The 18,173-nt window shown below is 38.2% G+C and carries 24 protein-coding genes; 3 read left to right on the top strand and 21 right to left on the bottom strand.

What is annotated here, in order from left to right; translation table 11 throughout:
• Nucleotides 1-239 precede the first annotated feature (239 nt).
• The 4 genes from AN161_RS02060 to AN161_RS02045 all read right to left on the bottom strand — a co-directional run bounded on the left by AN161_RS02060 (nucleotide 240) and on the right by AN161_RS02045 (nucleotide 2,779).
• The gene (locus AN161_RS02060) at nucleotides 240-482 is read right to left on the bottom strand and encodes a hypothetical protein (protein ID WP_053592719.1); all 243 of its coding nucleotides are present in this window, start codon (nucleotides 480-482) and stop codon (nucleotides 240-242) included.
• A 400-nt stretch (nucleotides 483-882) separates the two neighbouring features.
• Nucleotides 883-1,272, bottom strand: coding sequence for a DUF1801 domain-containing protein (locus tag AN161_RS02055; protein ID WP_053592718.1), 390 nt, complete (start codon nucleotides 1,270-1,272; stop codon nucleotides 883-885).
• Between the two features lie 39 nt (nucleotides 1,273-1,311).
• Nucleotides 1,312-1,785: a GyrI-like domain-containing protein gene (locus AN161_RS02050; RefSeq protein WP_053592717.1), complete on the bottom strand. Its 474-nt coding sequence runs from the start codon at nucleotides 1,783-1,785 to the stop codon at nucleotides 1,312-1,314.
• A gap of 82 nt (nucleotides 1,786-1,867) precedes the next feature.
• On the bottom strand, nucleotides 1,868-2,779 hold the full coding sequence (locus AN161_RS02045) for a YafY family protein (RefSeq protein WP_053592716.1): 912 nt from the start codon (nucleotides 2,777-2,779) through the stop codon (nucleotides 1,868-1,870).
• A 388-nt stretch (nucleotides 2,780-3,167) separates the two neighbouring features.
• On the opposite strand from AN161_RS02045, the gene AN161_RS02035 reads away from it, so the two are divergent.
• Together AN161_RS02035 and AN161_RS02025 are read left to right on the top strand one after the other, a co-directional pair.
• The gene (locus AN161_RS02035; RefSeq protein WP_075807151.1) at nucleotides 3,168-3,659 is read left to right on the top strand and encodes a transposase; all 492 of its coding nucleotides are present in this window, start codon (nucleotides 3,168-3,170) and stop codon (nucleotides 3,657-3,659) included.
• Between the two features lie 756 nt (nucleotides 3,660-4,415).
• Nucleotides 4,416-4,757 (top strand): hypothetical protein, encoded by a 342-nt coding sequence (locus AN161_RS02025; protein WP_053592712.1) that lies wholly within the window; start codon nucleotides 4,416-4,418, stop codon nucleotides 4,755-4,757.
• Nucleotides 4,758-4,830: 73 nt separating this feature from the next.
• On the opposite strand, the gene AN161_RS02020 is transcribed toward AN161_RS02025, so the two are convergent.
• From AN161_RS02020 to AN161_RS01950, 16 genes are all read right to left on the bottom strand, one after another.
• Complete coding sequence (locus AN161_RS02020) at nucleotides 4,831-5,295, bottom strand: GNAT family N-acetyltransferase (protein ID WP_053592711.1); 465 nt, start codon at nucleotides 5,293-5,295, stop codon at nucleotides 4,831-4,833.
• A gap of 227 nt (nucleotides 5,296-5,522) precedes the next feature.
• Entirely contained in the window at nucleotides 5,523-6,284 is a 762-nt protein-coding gene (locus AN161_RS28095) for an N-acetylmuramoyl-L-alanine amidase (RefSeq protein ID WP_053592710.1), read from the bottom strand.
• 265 nt (nucleotides 6,285-6,549) lie between these two features.
• Nucleotides 6,550-6,801 carry a hypothetical protein gene (locus AN161_RS02010; RefSeq protein ID WP_053592709.1) on the bottom strand — a complete coding sequence of 84 codons (252 nt, stop codon included), beginning with the start codon at nucleotides 6,799-6,801 and terminating at the stop codon, nucleotides 6,550-6,552.
• A 240-nt stretch (nucleotides 6,802-7,041) separates the two neighbouring features.
• Complete coding sequence (locus AN161_RS02005; protein WP_053592708.1) at nucleotides 7,042-7,638, bottom strand: hypothetical protein; 597 nt, start codon at nucleotides 7,636-7,638, stop codon at nucleotides 7,042-7,044.
• Nucleotides 7,639-7,833: 195 nt separating this feature from the next.
• On the bottom strand, nucleotides 7,834-8,454 hold the full coding sequence (locus AN161_RS02000; protein ID WP_053592721.1) for a recombinase family protein: 621 nt from the start codon (nucleotides 8,452-8,454) through the stop codon (nucleotides 7,834-7,836).
• A gap of 396 nt (nucleotides 8,455-8,850) precedes the next feature.
• Nucleotides 8,851-9,237 (bottom strand): phBC6A51 family helix-turn-helix protein, encoded by a 387-nt coding sequence (locus AN161_RS01995; RefSeq protein ID WP_053592707.1) that lies wholly within the window; start codon nucleotides 9,235-9,237, stop codon nucleotides 8,851-8,853.
• A gap of 134 nt (nucleotides 9,238-9,371) precedes the next feature.
• Nucleotides 9,372-10,724: a hypothetical protein gene (locus AN161_RS01990; RefSeq protein WP_143114558.1), complete on the bottom strand. Its 1,353-nt coding sequence runs from the start codon at nucleotides 10,722-10,724 to the stop codon at nucleotides 9,372-9,374.
• Between the two features lie 211 nt (nucleotides 10,725-10,935).
• Entirely contained in the window at nucleotides 10,936-11,463 is a 528-nt protein-coding gene (locus tag AN161_RS01985) for a hypothetical protein (RefSeq protein WP_143114556.1), read from the bottom strand.
• 82 nt (nucleotides 11,464-11,545) lie between these two features.
• Nucleotides 11,546-11,881 carry a hypothetical protein gene (locus AN161_RS01980; protein WP_053592704.1) on the bottom strand — a complete coding sequence of 112 codons (336 nt, stop codon included), beginning with the start codon at nucleotides 11,879-11,881 and terminating at the stop codon, nucleotides 11,546-11,548.
• 98 nt (nucleotides 11,882-11,979) lie between these two features.
• A complete protein-coding gene (locus tag AN161_RS01975; protein ID WP_053592703.1) occupies nucleotides 11,980-12,183 on the bottom strand; it encodes a hypothetical protein in 204 nt (67 codons plus the stop codon).
• Nucleotides 12,184-12,185: 2 nt separating this feature from the next.
• Nucleotides 12,186-12,605 carry a hypothetical protein gene (locus AN161_RS01970; protein ID WP_053592702.1) on the bottom strand — a complete coding sequence of 140 codons (420 nt, stop codon included), beginning with the start codon at nucleotides 12,603-12,605 and terminating at the stop codon, nucleotides 12,186-12,188.
• A 129-nt stretch (nucleotides 12,606-12,734) separates the two neighbouring features.
• Nucleotides 12,735-12,863: a hypothetical protein gene (locus AN161_RS30915; protein WP_277815917.1), complete on the bottom strand. Its 129-nt coding sequence runs from the start codon at nucleotides 12,861-12,863 to the stop codon at nucleotides 12,735-12,737.
• The gene (locus AN161_RS01965; RefSeq protein WP_053592701.1) at nucleotides 12,853-13,335 is read right to left on the bottom strand and encodes a hypothetical protein; all 483 of its coding nucleotides are present in this window, start codon (nucleotides 13,333-13,335) and stop codon (nucleotides 12,853-12,855) included. Before AN161_RS01965 ends, AN161_RS30915 begins: the two co-directional genes overlap by 11 nt.
• A complete protein-coding gene (locus AN161_RS01960) occupies nucleotides 13,298-13,885 on the bottom strand; it encodes an HNH endonuclease (protein WP_053592700.1) in 588 nt (195 codons plus the stop codon). The genes AN161_RS01965 and AN161_RS01960 overlap by 38 nt, the downstream gene beginning before the upstream one ends.
• A 121-nt stretch (nucleotides 13,886-14,006) precedes the next feature.
• On the bottom strand, nucleotides 14,007-14,312 hold the full coding sequence (locus tag AN161_RS01955; RefSeq protein WP_053592699.1) for a hypothetical protein: 306 nt from the start codon (nucleotides 14,310-14,312) through the stop codon (nucleotides 14,007-14,009).
• A 2-nt stretch (nucleotides 14,313-14,314) separates the two neighbouring features.
• Complete coding sequence (locus AN161_RS01950; protein ID WP_143114554.1) at nucleotides 14,315-14,698, bottom strand: hypothetical protein; 384 nt, start codon at nucleotides 14,696-14,698, stop codon at nucleotides 14,315-14,317.
• Nucleotides 14,699-14,916: 218 nt separating this feature from the next.
• Here AN161_RS01950 and AN161_RS28090 point away from each other — a divergent pair.
• Nucleotides 14,917-16,490, top strand: a protein-coding gene (locus AN161_RS28090) for an IS3 family transposase (protein WP_143114552.1) whose coding sequence is annotated in 2 segments (ribosomal slippage) — nucleotides 14,917-15,559 and nucleotides 15,559-16,490 — 1,575 coding nt in all. Because the reading frame shifts where the segments join, the coding sequence is not laid out codon by codon here.
• 82 nt (nucleotides 16,491-16,572) lie between these two features.
• Here the strand turns inward: AN161_RS28090 and AN161_RS01935 are convergent.
• Entirely contained in the window at nucleotides 16,573-18,033 is a 1,461-nt protein-coding gene (locus AN161_RS01935; protein WP_053592720.1) for an IS1182 family transposase, read from the bottom strand.
• Nucleotides 18,034-18,173 lie beyond the last annotated feature (140 nt).

Raw genomic sequence — 18,173 nt, 5'->3', positions numbered from 1 at the left:
AACTTCAGCAATGGATCGCCAGCCTTCCTAATTATATCAAGGCTTATTTGTCGATTTCAGTCTGCGAAGTTTGAGTTTATAATATTAAAATATATAATTTTACTGACTTGAGTGGTTGCTCTGGTCTTTTTTTATGCGTTAGTTACTGTACAAAATGCTTATCAATGCCTCACCCCCTACTACACGTAATGGTTCTGACACGATCCTCAAATTGTTCAGTAATTTTGATGGAATGCTGATTAAAAATCATCCCATTTTGGTTCATGACTAGAAGAATAAGCCCATACTCCATTTGCTTCTAAACGTAGTAAATCAATTTTTACAGCTACATATTCATCATCAAATTCATTTCTGATATAGTCCTCGGCAACTTCTTTAGTTGGTAAAAAGCACGTTTCCTTTAATTCAACAGCTAAATCGTCTGTTGCATAATCGTAATATACACCTTCTTTATACTTGTAACCTATCGCCCAAAATTCCATTGAATTTTTACCTCCTTCTACCGAACAATATCTTTCCCAAGTGATTTATTAGATTGTTTAAGAAGCCATTGAAATAAGGCCTTTTGCTTTTTTAAATGCCTTTACACCATTTTTGGAATTCATGTCGCTATATTTGCGAGGTTTCGGATTATTAGGTTCGTTTTCTTGGCAACCTTCACGATTTAATTGTTGTTGGAAAAATTCTTCCGGACACCAAACGGCATAATATAATATAGATTCCTGCCAAAAACCCTGCTAAGATTTTTCTTAGCAGGGCTTATTTATAACTATTAAGTTTTTAAGAAAAGCTTGGTTTGACCTTCCTTTTATTTTAAAGTCTGTGACCAACAAAAAAATATTTGCACGCACGTCAGAGAACACTATACGAGAAATTATCAGTTTATTTCCTATGATAGGTTAATGCCATTTGAATGCAAACAGAGATCTCACCAATTGGTAGTTCTTCTTTGGGATCTAGCACAATGGCTCGGTTTTTTGAAAACTCAAGCACATTTGGAAACATCTCTCTAAATGTTTCTACTAAGGTTGTTTGACAATGAAAAAAGATGGCAATCTTATCTTCTTCAAAACAGTCTATTCTGAGCGGAGAAGCACTTTTTATAGTATAGCTAGGCTGATTCCATTTAAGACTTTCTAAAACAGTTTCATTGGGAGAAACTTGTTCTGCTATATTAAAAATAAGCTCTCTAATTTGTAATAGTGGTTTTTGATATTCAATAGGATAATTACTAAAAATAGTTTCAACAGCTAAATTCTCCATAGGTTTCATTTTTATCACTCCTTTCAAAAAATTAGATAAATTTTCGTATTAATTAGTAGTTATCACAGGAATCCACAGCTCAGATTTGTAGGTCGCTGCACTCATGTCACCTTGTGAATAGATTTCTATTCTAGGAATATTAGCTTGACTATACTTTGAACTAGGTAACCATTCTTTAAGAACTTTTTCCTTGAGGTTTATCATTGCACTGGGCAATACTCCCAAACAAGTGAATACTAGCCAAGTCGCTGCCGGAATTTCGATCACCAGATCGTTTTTTTGTTCATTAGTAGTTACACCAATTGTATATTGAAAAAAAGGTTGCTTATTTTCAGTTGATACACCTAAAAATCCATTTATATTACCATTAGAAAAACGTAGAATATCCTGCATTTGCTCTTGAGATAAGTTAGCCCACATCTCAGATATACCATTAAAATTTTCGCCATCATTTACTAAAGGATATTTTCTTGATAACCCTGTAATTCTGAATTCTTCTTTTTGCACAACTTTAAATTCCATGTCTGTCATCTCCTAAAATGAATATCTCCCAACTTGTTTGGGAGTTTTAATTTATCATTCTAAAGATGACAGCAGTATGTCATCATTTATAAGTTTTCGCTAAATTTTCTATTATTAACTTATGCTGTTTTCTCAACATCGGAGGGTGTATAACTTGTACATCATTTCCAAACACCAATAACTGGGGCAAAATAGTAAATAAATTCAGCGAATGAAAAGAAACTATGATATGGTTCTCTTGAACTTCAATTTCTTCTTCCAAATAGTAATCATAAAGCATTCCTAAACTTTCTCGTTTAAATTTAAGCTGTACTATCATATTTTCAGATTGCAACCATTTTTTATTAGTCACTATAGTTTTTTTGAAAACAGTTTTAAGATTTTCGATTTGACGTATTCTAGTTATTTTGAAATAGCGAAAATCTTCTCGAGTTTCGCAAAAGGCAAAAAGATACCAACTGCCATTTAATAAAGATAATTCATAAGGATGAACAGTTCTTTTAGTGAAATTCCCATAACTATCTACATAGACGATACCAAGTTTTTCATTGTTTCTTAACGATGATTCGATAGTTCCCAATTTCTGTTGAATACTTTTTTCGATTTCTGGTCGATGAACAGTAGGGGATTTAACTGAAAACTGATTAGGTTGACTATCATTTCCCTCATACATTAAACTTATTTTTTCTTTAATTGTACTTTGCTGATTGGTTATACCTAGTAGTTCATCTTTTACATTAATCGCCGTTAGAATATCTTGCTTTTCTTTATTATTATACGTTAGTGTTCGTAGTTTAAATGATGGAAGCAAAGAAAAACCACCTTTACTACCTGGAACAGATATTATTGGAAATCCTGCATTCTCGATTGTTTCAATATCACGAAAGATTGTTCTTTTAGATACATTGAATCGTTCAGCTAATTTAGCTGTTGAAAGAATTTCATTTTCTAAAAGCAATACAATTACAGAAAGAATACGCTCAATTTTTTTCATATTATTTCTCTCTCCTCAAGTATAAACTAAAAGTAAACATTTTTGATGACATACTATTGCCTTCTTCTCTTTTTTAATACTTTCTTCTGAATCTGTTAAATTGGGAATCAAGCAGTAGAAAATAAATCCCTGCTAAGATCACTTTGACCTTCTATCAACGCGAGTGGGGGTAATGCTTGCCCGTGTATCCATGAGGTTACCCTTTTAGATACCTCCACTCTTTCACCTAGTTTTGAATAGCTTAACAAAAGGGGATTATTCACTATTTTCTTTATGTACTTGTTTACATCTTTTTTATTAGTTTTCATTCCTTTCCGCTTGCCCCTATGATCCATATTTTAGGCGAGATACCTAATGTCAACAAGCATAATCTTTTCTCTTTCATGTATTGGACCGCTTTCATTTGATTCAATTTTTCACCGATGCCCAGCTGCGCAGACAACGTTACTTAGGTGAAGCAAAAAAGCAGCACAAATCCCGATTTATCGACCGCTGTTTAGCGCGAAAACCGGAAGAGTTAACAGAGGAAGAACGTGGTTTTGTGCGTGAATGGCTACGGGAAGATTTTCATACAAAGCATATCTATCAAGCATTGAATTACATGCGTTATGTGTTAAAAACTACAACGGATACACAAGCAACAAAGCGCTTAAAAAACTGGCTCGAACGCTATCAATTTCACACAAGTGGTGTAGTTTCAAAGATAGCTAAAACCGTGATTGTTCGTGAGAAAGCAATGGTAGATACCATATACTCACCTTTCTCAAACGGCATTATGGAAGGCACAAATAATAAAATTAAGCTCATCAAAAGACGTGGTTTTGGCTACCGAAATGATGCCCATCTTTTCCTCCGTTTACGTTTGGAAACAGGTCATTGATTTTGTCATCCCCGTATATTGGCGATGAGCCCAAATTAAGGAAATTTATTAACATATTTACATTTTTAACCGATAATACCCTTGTAACACAAAAAAATCAAAAGGGAGATGTACATATGAAAAAATATTTACTAGCTGTTGGAATTTTAACAAGTGGGTTGTTGGGACTAAATACAGCTGAAGCTTCAGAAATAGAAAAAGATACGATGAAGCAGATCCATTAATTGAAAATCTAAAAACAGAACACCCTGATTGGACTATTACACAGGTAACTTCAGATGAGGCTGCTAAAGTTAAAGAAGAATTAAAAAATAGTCCAGTTCTAAGAGGTCCAGCAGCACCATTAACAGCTCTTTATATTGACAAAGTAGTATCTCAAGTTGGAACAATCAATCAACATACTGAGAATATTGGCTTGCAGCAAACTTCTCATGCAGTTTCAGGCACTGTTTCTGTAGCAGTTATGGAAGTTGGTTATGGAAATGACAATCAATGGTTAGATGATGAGCGTATTACTTATTAAAATCGTGATTATAAAATTAATGTAGCTTCTATAGATACAAATAATGACAGAATTATAGATGCGTTTTATCATACAGTAACTTTTAATTCAGACTTAAAAATCTCAAGTGGAACTTCTGCATTATATAAGTTTAATTCTACTTCACAAAATTACCCTTGGAACACCATTGAAAGAACTATAAATATTCCACATTTATAATTCAAGAATCCATTGAAGAGAGGTGTATTTTAAAAATGGTTTCTATGGAAGATTTGAGTATAAGGTTAACTATCCTTCAAGGAGCTTACGGATATAAAGGTTTTACTGAACAAGTTGGCGAGAATATGTATAAAACTGATTTGAAAGCTTTTCAAGAAACAATAGAAAATGCAAAAGAACCTATTGATGCTAGTAAAGTTTCAAAGTTATCATCCGATCAAATTAAAGTGTTACAAGGTGCTCCAAGTGGTAGTTGGTTAGTTCCTTTATTGAATAGAATGGGACAATTAGGGATGATTGATTTGCGAGAGGGTCTAGTAAACCCTAAATTATTTCAATATACTTCGACAATAAATGCTTATAAACGATCGATTTAAGACATTTTAACGGAAACACAAAAAAGCCTAGGACTCAAAATTAATTGAGTACCTGGGCACTTCTGTTACATGATCAAATTGTTTTAGCCATTGTTATATTCGTAATTTCATAACCCATTTTTTCATATAAGCCACGTGCAATTTTATTTTGACCAAAAACGTGTAAACCAATTTTATTTACACCTAACCCTTTAGCAATAGTTTCAATTTCTTTCATTGCTTTCTTAGCATAACCCTGCCCTTGATATTGTTCAAAAATCATAAAATCATAAATAAAACCTTCATTAGGTTTTGTAGGGTCTTTTTGTGCAATCCAAATCATTCCAACTAAAATATCATTGTGAAAGATAGAGAATAAATGATTATTCTCGGTCTTCTCATCTTTTGGTAGCAGTTGATTAAATGATTTCTTCGACAAATCAATCGCTTCATCTTCACTCCAATTCCCAGAAGCGATCTTGTCTTTTGCATAGTCTTCAATTGCAAAACTGATATAATGTTTGAACTCTTCTTGGTTCATAGGTTTTAATGTAATCAATTTATTTTCCTCCCATTCTATTTTTCAATCTTAGCATTTTTTGAAAATTCCCCATAATAATTGGTCTTACTTCATTTATTTACTATTTACCTCTCCGCTGTTGAATTGTAATATACAACCCAATTAAACGGTCAGTAGTCATAGTACCACTTTGTAAATCCTTCAAGTGTGAAGCTTGAATAATACCATCCTTTACTGCCTGTGCAATTAAGCCTTCTTACACTTATTTATTTTGTACGCTGTTCAATGATAAGTTTCAAACCCTCATAATCGCCACTTGTCATAGTTCCATTATCAAATTTATCTAGCCATGACTTATCAATCAGCTTTTTATCTACCGTTTGTTTAATGTGTTCACGTACTGCTGCTTGTGTAGTCTCATTCGAAAATTGCATTTTATCATCCTTTTCTGTTGGTTTGTCCTCCTCAATTGATTGTGTGGAAGGCACTGTTTTACCCAAATATGCTGCTAATTCTTTTGCAATAGCCGTACATATCTTCTCGAAATCGCGTCGATAAATAGCAGCGTCCACTGTTGAATTTACAAAGCATACTTCTATTAAAATGGCTGGCTCATACGTGCTAGCGAGAACACCTAAATCTAATCGCTGTTTTGCGCCTCTATTCAATAACCCTCCACCAGTTGCCACTGAAATAGCCTTCGAAATACGCGCAGCTAATGCTTGTTGGTCATAATATAGTACCTCTGTACCAATCGGCTTTGAGCTATTCCCACCAGAATTAAAGTGTATAGAGACAATTAGACCATCGCGGTCCTTGTTGTGTTGGCTAACTAGATAATTTATATTTTGACGTTGGTTTGTTGATGAATTGTCCTCGTAGTATGTGCATGGTACTTTTGAAGCCTTTAATATCTCATAAACTCGTTTTGCTACCCTACGAGCTTCAGTAACTTCATTTAATATTCCCGAAGCACCACTACCTGGATTAATCCAGTGACCAGGATGAATTTCTATTGCGATTTTCAATATTTATCAAAATATAAAAAAACACTCAAAACCTAGTATGCATAAGGCTTTAAGTGTTTTTCTTTTCGGTTGAAAATCAACCTTTATTTTGTTATAGACGTCCCAGGAGGGATTCGAACCCCCGCCGCAATATCATTTCGTCAATAATAACCGTTCAATTTGCGTAGTTAGAACGGTCATTGATTACGCATAATTGACCGCCTTCGTAACTACTAATTATTCCCGATTATAACCGATGATAAATCCGCATTGCAAGCGATATTAATTATTTACATTCGTAGTACATATCATAGGCGTCTTTTGTGACGACGCTATCAACGTCAAAACGTTCTCTCTCGCGTAAGAAATAGCGAATAAATTCGATTTCACGTTTAGTGTACTTCCTCCATTTCCCTACATATTCAGCAAATCCATCGATTCTATCCGAGAAATAATCTGCTAATTTACTTAGCTTTTTATCGTCGATTCCTAATTCTTCTTGCACATATTTACCTGTAAAAATTCGTTTATCATTCATACGTTGTCACCTCTCTATATCGTAATATATCCGAACATATAGCGAGATAAACATCAGCTTCGGATAAAATAACTACTATATATGTTGCGTTATTTTTCCGTCAGTATTTTCGCATTATTAAACCGTAAAAAATACTAATGTGAAACGACTCGAGACGATCAACTATCCGATTCAACGATTCTCGATGCGTCTGACAGCTCAAAAAAAGAACGATCAAGCCGAAGCTCAATCGTTTTTAGTTTATTTCATTTTGTTTGCTTTACGTTTTAATTTCTCGATGCGACCTTCGTAGCCGCCTTTCGTACCGTCATTCAGACTATAAATTAAGGCTTCTTCCGCTATGGATATTGCAGCTTGTATGCGTCCTTGCTTCTCATATAGAATTGCCAATCGTTTAAACGGGAATAAGTCCTGTGCCCCATTAAAGATGCGATCTTCTTTAATCGTTTTAATCATCGGCAATACTACGAGTGCGTAACGCTCACATGCTACGTAATCCCCTTCTTTATACGCTAGTTCAGCTAAGTCACGAAGTGAAAAGTATCGATCAACATCATTATTGGTATATTTGATCGACTCTAAAAGTAACTTTCGTTTTAAAACGCTGTTACTTCCTTGAGACATTGACCATAGGAATTTCCATCTATCTCCGACATAAGTTCGGTCTCCTTTATCAAGATCGTCACGTCTGTACGGTTTACCTGTCGTTAATTGATACGGATGTCCTAAAGCATCTTTAATTTCTTCAATTTCCGACTCGGATAACGTACTATAAAAATCCTCTAACGCTAAATGACGGATAATTCCGCCTGGCTTCTTCTTAAAAATGGATAACATTTACACCCCTCCCACCTATTTATTCTACTTATTAATTATTTTCCCTTTTATAACCCCCAAATGAAAAAAAGTTGTATGTAATGTCAGAGCAACAGATGACGCCTGTCAGAATCGAGGGCTTTGGGGGTCACGCACTTTCAACGCAAAAAAAGAACGACCAACAAACGAGGTTTAATTCGTTCATTGATCGTTTTGTTATCGTTTTATTCCTTCACGTTCAAGCAATCGATAAATCGTTCCTGTTCCAACTTTGTAAGTCTTACGAATGTCAGCGATTGAAACGCCGTCTTGATAATCTTTAATGATTGCGTTGCGTCTGACTTCTTCTTCTCCGCCTTCAACTAACTTCGTTTTACGTCCTTTAAACTTCCCTTTGGCTTTAGCGATTTCAATTCCTTCACGTTGACGACGCTTATTCTTCTTACGTTCTTGCTCCGCAACATACGCTAACATTGATAGGAATTGATCCTCTAATAGCTTACCGATGTCACCCATAGACTTAAACCGTCTACTATCGAATAGCTCTGCATTGGACGTTATAACGATGTCCGCGCCTACCTTCCGCGTGATATACTTCCACTCGTCAATTACATCGTCATATGAGCGTCCTAGTCGATCTAAGTCGTCCATATAGATTAAGTCACCACTTTGTATAATGCTGCGTAACTCTTGATATTGCGGACGGTTCGTATCCTTACCAGACGCTTTATCGACGAATACATTCTTACGCTCAACGCCTAGCTCCTTCATTGTCGCAAGCTGACGAGCCTCGTTCTGCTCAACTGTTGATACTCGTACATAACCGTAAGTTGTCATCGTATTACCGCCTTTACTCGTTATTGTTACCATTATCGTACCAATAATTACGGTAACAGTCAAACGGTAATTTAAGAATGGCGCTATACCAACGATTGTAAGCATTCATTTTCGTTACCACATAAGTGTACTCTATCGGTAATGCAACCCCCATGAGTTTCAGACCGCCCCGTCCAATCCGATCGCCTGCCCGGTGTATCTGCGTTAACATTACGTCATCTTACTTATGTAAATCGCCACAAATCCGAGTTCCTTCTATTATATGTGCGTTAAAGCTGCGTCAATATAGCGAAGTAATGTGACTTCCCAAAGTGTTTTGAGGGCGCGTCCGTAAAAGGCGTCTGCCCGGTATTTTACGCCCCCAAAACGTTCTCAAATGAGTAAAAATGTAACATTTTATAATAGCGGTAAATCGTAGATTATATCCTCCAAGTTACGATACCCGTACCATCCTCCGCATAATTCCGCTAATGAAAACACACGACGTCGCGTTATTCTATTGTACTCATTTCTCGTATGTTTAAACGCCTTATCGAGCAACCTATCGCACTCCTTTTGAAACGTCTTATCCTGCATACGCCAGCGATATAATGTCATGCGCGTAATTTTACATAGGAACGCCACTTCTTCCATCTTTATATAACCGCTATTCTGCGCTAGAAGGACAACCGCCCGTACCTTCTTTTCTTTTCCGTTAAATTTTTCTCGTAACCTGGCGATGTCTTTATCACTTACTAGATACGGCTTAACATTGCGCTGCCCTACGATTAATCGATCGTACATAACGTCTCTCCTTTATATATTTAGTTCTTACGCAATTAGGCATAAAAAAGACGGCAAGCACCGCTGTAAATTCGATGCCTGCCTTCGTTGTATAAACGTTATGCCGATCTTTTAACCAAAATTCAATACGATTTTTAGCCAACCTGCGTCGCCTGCCTTTCGATTAATTTCGCTAGTTTATACGCAATCTTTTCGATGTCTGCTTCTTCGCGGACTGTGAACGAATTGCCGGAAATGATTACTCCGCCAGTACCGTTCCCGCCTTTGCCTTCCGAATATTCCTTGTTTTCTCGCGCAGTTAAAACGCGTTCTCCTTTATGGAGACGCGCTGAGTAGCCATCGTATGGAACGGAATCTAGTCCGCTGTAGTGAGATTTCTTACCGCCTTTACCTCCGCCGCCAGGTAATAGGTTCTTAGCCCAACTAACAGCGTTTGAGCCGATACTTCCGATCCAATCTGGCACCTTAATTTTACCGAGAATGTTAGCGAAATCTTTCAAATAACCAGCTGCCTTACTAATCCATCCGCCAAGTGTTTCAAATACAGGAGTTAATGCTTTTACTATTTCCGTAGCCATGCCGAAAGCTTGCGTGAATGCTCCGGATAGGAATGCTATAAATGGACCGATGATCGTATCCCATACTAATCGTAAAACTTCGAAAGTTGCTCCGATTACTGAGCCCATAAGCTCTAATACTGGACCAACAACCGCCCACATCATCTGGAACCCGGTCATAACAAACGTAATCGCTGGCGCAAGAATGTTATTCCACGCTAACATTGCAACATCTGCTACCATTTTCATGGCGTTCCACAAAGCGCCAAGTATCGGCTGAGCCATAGCCCAAAACGATTGAAGTACTGGCACTACGTAGCCAACGATGCTTGAGAACACCATCATAAACTGCTCTTTCAACGTAGAGAATCGCGATACAATAGCGTCAATTGCTTCTGGAGATATGAGCGTTTCAAGAACGCCTCTAAATCCGCCCTCTTTAAATGCTGTCATTAACGTCGAGATTTTCGTTTTGATACCGTCTACTACCGCATTCACCTTTGTTGCTATATCCGGCGGGAATAGTGTGCTGATTAAGCCACCTGTACCGCCCGTCTTAAATGCGGACCACAACTCTTTTACTTTACCAACAATGCCGTCGATAGCTCCTCGGAAACTTTGGCTATTGTCGTAGAGTGCTTTAAGTCCGACTGCTGCTGCGGCTATACCAGCGGCGATTAGCGAGATTGGATTAGCCAATGCCGATATTGTCCCTACCACAGCTAATGCAGCTACAAACGTTGCGATTGCGGTTGCAGCATGTGCGATTGGCTTTCGCCATTTTACGAATAAATCATACAAGGCAATTGCTTTATCGGTTGCTTTGCCGAGCATCGCACCTAACTTGTCGCTGATAGCTTTGGTGTCAAGTCCGTCAAACATCTTATTCATTCGCCGTAAAAAGTCTGCAAGTTTACCATTACTCTCCATGCCGATGTCTTTAAAGAATGTCCTGGACTTCTCACCCAATTGTGCCCACAAACCTTTAGTTGTGTCTCCCATTTTATCTACAGTTTTCTGTGTGATTCCCATACCGTCTAACATCTTGTTAATCTCTGAAATTTGCTTTGGAATATCCATCTTCTTAATATCATTAAGCTTTTGCCTATCAAGCCCAAACCGCTCAACCATCGACATAGCATCACCTTGCCAGAGCTCCTTCAAAGCGAAGGCTGCTCCGTCTGTGCCTTGCGTAGGGTCGAACCATAAGACGTTCGATAATCGACCACGCTTTGCCAAGTTCATCAACGTCTTTAGTCATCGCTACAAGTGATTTTGACGAAGCAAGCATATCCGTAGAATTTAGCAAAGGACTATCGATCGCCATTTTATCGACCATCTTCATGTAGGCATCCGATTTTTGAGTATCGTTAAATATTGCTTTAACTGCGACCTCTGACTGCTCATAGCGCGCTGCAGCGCCAATTGTCGCATCAAACGCTTTGGCCGCCCCTTGTGCTGTCAGATATGCACCAGCAAGTCCGACAAGTGTACTCTGTAGTCCGCCGAATGAAGCGCTGAGTCCGTTTGAGCTAACATGCAAACGACTGACTTGCGCAGCAAATCCACCCATTCGATTAGATGCGGATGATACCGCACTACCAAGACGATTAGTCGCTGATTGCGCTCTCGACATGCTATCGCTAGTTGTACGGCTTGTCCGGTTCATACCCTCCATCATCCGCGTGAGTTTACGCATCTGTTGCGAACCCTGGTCACGCATCTTAAATACGGCCGTTAAATTTATCATTTTAGATGCGATCAACTCTCTTTGCCACTATTTCCGCTAAACGATCGGCTTGTTGGCTTGCTGCAATATATCGTTTGCGTGCGCTTATATCACCATTTGCATATTCGATTGCGGCGTTTAATGCCTCTAAGCGTTTGCGAGCGTGATTCGCTTGTATCCGACCACTCATTGCGATAGCTAAAAGTGGTATACGAAATTGCTCAGCTTGCTTAACTTTTAATTGCGCGACCTTACCGTGCAATCGCTCTACTTCAACTACAAACGTAGCCGCAGCGAGTATTACTTCGTTATCGCCTAGTATTTGTGTTACTTCCTGTCTGCGGTGATTTATTTTCATTTCTCGCATCCCCCTTGCGGTTTATGAATAGAAAAAAGACACGACGGTTAAGTCATGCCTTTGCGTTAATATTGCGTTATTCGGTTTGTCGTTAATTACTATGCGTCTACTGCCTCAATTTCCGTTGATTCTTTTTCTTCATTTGCCTCAACTTGTCGTTTAATTTGTACATAAAGAACGCGAGCACTTTCTGAACCTAATGCGCGAGCCATTTGCATGGATGCAGAAATGTCATCACGAGTAACTGTTCCTGCCGCCAATTTTTTTGTTAGTTCTGATCGCACGATATTGTAATTTATCATAATTATTTCGCTCCTTTTGTTTTTGTTGGCACTTCTGCGATATATTCGAAATCGTTCGGGTTATGCCCGTGTGTAAATAGACTAACTTGGTTTATCACCTCGCGTACTCCTTTTACAGCTCCTTGACTTCGCATAACTTTCGCTGTACCTGTCGGGTGAGCAATCGCCTCAATCTCGCTCGTTTTACCTTGTGATCGATTTGCTCTAGAGATTTCAGCAATCTCCTCACGTAAATATCCGTAAGCATCTTCGCCTTCGCGATGATCAATAATACAACTTAGCAGTAAGTCCCTTGCCATTTTTAATTTTGCCTCGACAATCGGTTCATATTCCGATCTAACTTTAGGTACAAACACTTTTTGATATTCGTTTACTACGTCTACAGATGAAATTGTACCTTCCGGCATAGCTGCGTGTGCCAACGCTAAATCACGCTCACGACGTGCAACAACCTCTTTCTGTAAAGCGATATCTCCGTCGATTTTATCAAGTTGAGCAGTCGCATCTGTACCATGTTTAACGCTATCTGTAAACGTATGCTCATATTGTGTCTATAACTCACTTAAACGTGCGCGAGCACTTTCTAAGTTTGTTTGATATTGCAAGTGTTTAGCTGCTCTTTCAGCCCCTTCTTTTCTGTAATCTTGTAATAATTTAAACTCGTGTTCTTTAATTGTCATCTGATTTTATCCCCTTTGTTTTTAGTATTTGAATAATTTTTTCTAGCTTGTCGATACACCACAATCGCCATGTCGGAATAACAGGCATTGGCTGTTCGTCTTGCTTGTCCAACTCGAATAATTCGACTAACATTTCCTCGTTACGGGTAATCTGCTCGCGAGTCCCTTCGACTTCACGCCGATAAATTACTGGGAATTGAGCGCTCATTAAGTCTCGGTACAGCTCTTGACTATCCGTCTGCAGCTCGTTTATTTCATACGTATATAAATCGTCTAGCAAGTCGATTACATCGTCGTAAGGCTTTGAGATTTCGCCAATTAAATTGGATATGCCACTTTCGTCAGTTTCGTAAATTAATAGTGACAGGAACGGAACCTCTCGCAAGGCAACGATTGATAGCAAGCCAAAGCGCCAGGCTTCAACTTCTCGATTATTAGACAGCGTATTGCACCGCCTTTTGTTTCGCCTCATTACGTCGAACCTCTGCAGCTTCATCGCGTAAGTGACCTATCATTTGTTCAACTTCAATGTCAGTCAGTTTCCGACCAATAAGACCTCCTATAAAACGCTGTACGAACGGACGTAATAGTTCCGGTTTGAATCGCTCTGGATATTTATCGAATGCTTCTATCGCAAATAAATCATGCTTTGTACTATTACAAGACCTACACGCAGGCAAGACATTAGCCTCAATATTAACTCCACCATAACTACTTGATTGCGGATATACGTGGTCACAAGTGGCGACTACATTGCCGTCAGTAAAATCACAACCACAATATACACATGCCTCCGTCAAAATGGTTTCGATATACGCAGCGCTTACCATCGGTGTAGTTTGTCCGGCTTTAACGGCATATGCGTAAGCACGCTGTCGAGCATATTCACCATTCTCCCTTCTGTGCTGCTTCCTACACTCGTTACAGATATTCTGATGTCCTGTTTTACTTTTCGCATCACGGCGGAATAGCTCAATTACTTTTGTCTCGTTACAGATTCGGCAAGTAAGTTCTTTACACATGGCGCTCACCTACTTCCATAGCAAGCGCAAGTCTTGTTTCGATGTAAGCTAGTTTTGCGATTAATTGAAGGTATTCTAATGTCATTTCATATCTGCTCCTTTTCATTTCAAGTGTTTATATTTACGCTACGTACTCGATCGTGACATCGAGATTTTGTCGCGCAATTACCATCTTCAAGTGATTCAATAAAGCTGCGTTAGGATTCTGCTGAGTTGCATTGTATTCGTCAGCGAGTGGCTGGCTATTCGTTTGAACGTGTAAAGCTACGTCCTTAAAAGGTTGCAGCACACGAATGAGCGTCTTAAATGCCGGATAAACTGCATTGCTCTGAGTAAAATTTTCGGCATAAATGCTCCCGTCTGAGATTTCGATTTGAACATCATATTCTGCGACGTCAATCTGCGTAATTGTTTGTTTTAGCTTCATTCTTAAACTCCTCCAAATCGATTAAATTGTGTTCTTATTGCTTGTAACTGCTCACCATTTCCGCCAAATACTACGCGTGGGTTTACTGTGATTCCTTTTTGACGTCGGTCATTCGTGTTTTCGAAGAATCCAAATACAACTTTTCCGTCAATTTTCACGCGATTCATCGTCAATTTCAGCTTTGCAGCATTCGCATATCCTAGTAACTCCGCTAAACTTTCAATATTCATCGGTTGTAAACGATCAGGATCCGTTTCATCAGGATTGTGACAAACGATATTTGTCTCGAAATTCAAAAACGGCAATACCGAGTAGACTAGCGCAAGCTGTCCAACCGTTCTGCCGTTTGATAAATCGTATAAATCACGTACTGTTTTCTTAAACATTCGTGTATGTTGTAAATCCGTTGTATGTGATTGAATTGACTTAATGTTTCCTCTGAAAAAGACGGTGGGATTCATGGAGGGCACTGAAAAACTTACGTTTTCATAAAAGCGAACCTTTTTCAGATAATAATAAGGCACTTCTTGTTCAATTTTGATATGCTCCCCATTAGGTAGACAGATTAAAAAATAAAATCTGTTTATTAAATGGGGAGTTTTTTATGACGAAACAATTAATAACACCTGAAATGAAATTGTTAGCTCTTCAATATGTAGAGGAAGAGCTTTATTCTATTCGAGAAATTTGTGAAAAGTACGCTATTTCGACTTACACATTTAAAAGCTGGCGTACTAAATTTAAAACCGGGGGAATTGAAGCATTAACGCCAGCTAAGAAAAATAAGTTTTACTCCAAAGAACTAAAAGAACGAGCAGTAGCAGACTACTTAACAAAAAAGTATTCAATGTACGAAATCCTCTCAACATATGAAATTAGCAGTTGGTCGTTGTTCAAATCATGGTTAAAAACCTATACTAGTCATAGTGAATTAAAAGATTCGGGTAAAGGAATGAGCCAAACTATGACTAAAGGAAGAAAAACAACCGTAGTAGAACGCATTGAAATCGTCAAAGCCTGCCTAGCAAACGCGAAGAATTTTCAAGAGACAGCAGCACAATATGAGGTATCTTATCAACAGGTGTATCAATGGGTACGTAAGTTTGAACAAGATGGGGAAAAGGCCCTTCAAGATCAACGAGGTCGTACAAAACCAGCAGAAGAACGCACACCAGAAGATGAATTACGCTTAAAAATTCAACAGATGGAGCGCGAAAATGAACGATTACGTGCAGAAAATTTACTACTAAAAAAGTTAGAGGAAATCGAAAGGAGGTATCGTTAAGTAAAGTTCGCATTCAAAGCCTTTATTTCGCGATCCAAGAGCTAGCGAAGCATGAAAACTTATCGATTATTTTATTATGTAAAATCGCCAAGGTATCCCGTGCAGCTTATTACAAATGGCTCAATCGTCAACCCTCAGCACGGGAATTGGAGAACCAACAGCTAATGGCGTCTATCCAACACTTATATACACAATTAGATGGCATTTATGGCTACCGCCGTATCGCAATGACTATTAACCGCCAACGTGAAAAAGAAAACTTAGCGAAAGTGAATAAGAAGCGTATTTATCGTCTAATGCAAATTTGTGGTTTAGAGGCGGTGATTCGCCGTCGTCCGAAAAAGTACCGAAAGGTGAAACCGGATTACGTAGCAGAAAACGTGTTAGCACGTATGTTTACAGCCGAAAAGCCGAATCAGAAATGGTGTACAGATGTGACAGAGTTCAAGTATGGTAACGGTAAGAAGGCTTATTTAAGTGCGATTATCGATCTTTATGATAAGTCCATTGTGAGTTACGTATTAGGTCATTCAAACAATAATGACCTTGTTTTTGAGACGGTAAGACCAGCTATTCGTCAACTGTCAAAAGATGAGTTTCCGCTTTTACATAGTGATCGTGGGTATCAATATACATCTAAAGAATTTAAGCGAATTATGAAGAAGGCAAACCTAACACATAGTATGTCGAGAGTCGGCCGTTGCATCGATAATGGGCCAATTGAAGCGTTTTGGGGGACACTGAAAGTAGAAAAGTATTATTTACATAAGTTTGAGACGTTTGAGGCATTAAAACACGCCATTGATACGTACATCGAATTCTATAACAACGAACGTTATCAAGAAACATTAAACGGCTTGAGTCCTTTAGAATTCAGGACTCAAGCCGCTTAAAGCATTTTTATTATTTCCACTGTCTACTTGACAGGGAGCAGTTCATTTTGAACAGGAAGTGCCTTATTTCTGTCTCTATTCCTTATTCATTTTCGTTTAGTAGCTTTAATATCCGTTTCAAATTGACGGCGAATATCGTTGTAGCACCTTGAATTTCCATGCCAAATAGACCCGCAGTCGATGCCGTATCGTACCCGTGTCCGTTTTTTAATTCACTATTCTTCGCTTCTACTTTGTAGCGATTTGCGGCTAATTGCTTAAATGCTTCCGTATTTTGAAATGCCTCTTGTTCGGCATGTGTATCCGACTTAATTGTGACAGAATATGTTTTACTTTTTGCTCCTTCTTTATAACAGCCCTCTCTCATTGGACATACTTTGCATTTTTCAATATCAAAATAATATGTCTGACTTTGACTCTTACTCGTTCCTTTTTTACCTGTACGTGCTTTTTTTGTCGCGAGATGACCGGCTTTACAAATAAACATTCCAGCATCTTTATTAAACTCAAACTTGTCTTCTTCTTTTCGTGGTCCTTGTGTAAGAATAGGATTCAACTTTGCCACAAGTGCGATTTTCTCTTCTTTTGTATATTCGATATTTCCCTTTTCAGAGTAAGCTGTGTCTCCAATAACTGTATTAATTTTCATACCTGCTTGTGTGCTTTTTTCAATTAATTCTTGAAGATATTTCCCATCGCTTTTTTCACCTGTTGTAATGACAGCCGCTGTAATAATACGTTCATCACTCAGTGCGATATGTGTCTTGTACCCGAAGAAAGAAGATTCCGCCGTCTTATGCCCTTTTCGCGCATCCGCATCAGAAGAGTAATTTAGATGTTCTTGGAAATCTTCTACGACTTCTTTTAAGACATTCAGTTTTTCTTTGACAGCTGGTATTTGTGCAATTTGTGGTTCCTTTTCAATGACTGAAATGATTTCCTTACAGTAAGCTAATTCATCCTTTACTTCGTTAGAAGTGGTCTTTGCGGGGAATTTATTTTTCATCGATTCGTTTATTTTATAGACAGCTTTTCGAACGTTTTTTGATTTCTCTTGTAAAAATTCTTTCGGTGATTTTTGGTTGTAACGTGCTTTTGTATGTGTGGCATCCACAATAATCGTTTGACTGTTGATGATTTTTTTCTCCAATGCGATCTCAACTGTTTTCCCAATGAGCATGTCTAATAAGCTTACGTCTTGGAGACGAAGCCGACGGAATTTTGTAAGCGAACTTGGATCAATGACCGGATCTTCTGGCGCCATATCCAAGAAATATTTGAATGACATATCATACTTTGAGCGTTCTACTAGGTCGACGTCTGATACATCATAAATCGCTTTTAATAATAAGTACTTAAACATGCGAATTGGAGGAATAGCATTACGTCCATTGTCTAAACAATATTTTGTTTTTAACTCTTCTAAAATGAATGAAAAATCAACAAGTTCATTGATTTGGCGAAGCATATTATCTTTTGGCACAACAATATCGTAGATCGCCATGTATGGACTTAAATGAAGGGTTTCTTGATTTGAAATTATCGGGGACACCACCTGTACATTAATTCTTTTATTATAAAGGAAAGCGTGACTAAAATAATAGTATGATACATTGCGTTGTTTGGAGAAGCATCGCTCGACTCCTGCGGGAAAGCGAGACAGACGAGACCCCGCACGAAGCG

The sequence above is a fragment of the Lysinibacillus sp. FJAT-14222 genome (assembly GCF_001278875.1).
GTDB classification, from domain to species: Bacteria; Bacillota; Bacilli; order Bacillales_A; family Planococcaceae; genus Lysinibacillus; species Lysinibacillus agricola.
This window is presented reverse-complemented; position numbering and strand designations above follow the sequence as displayed.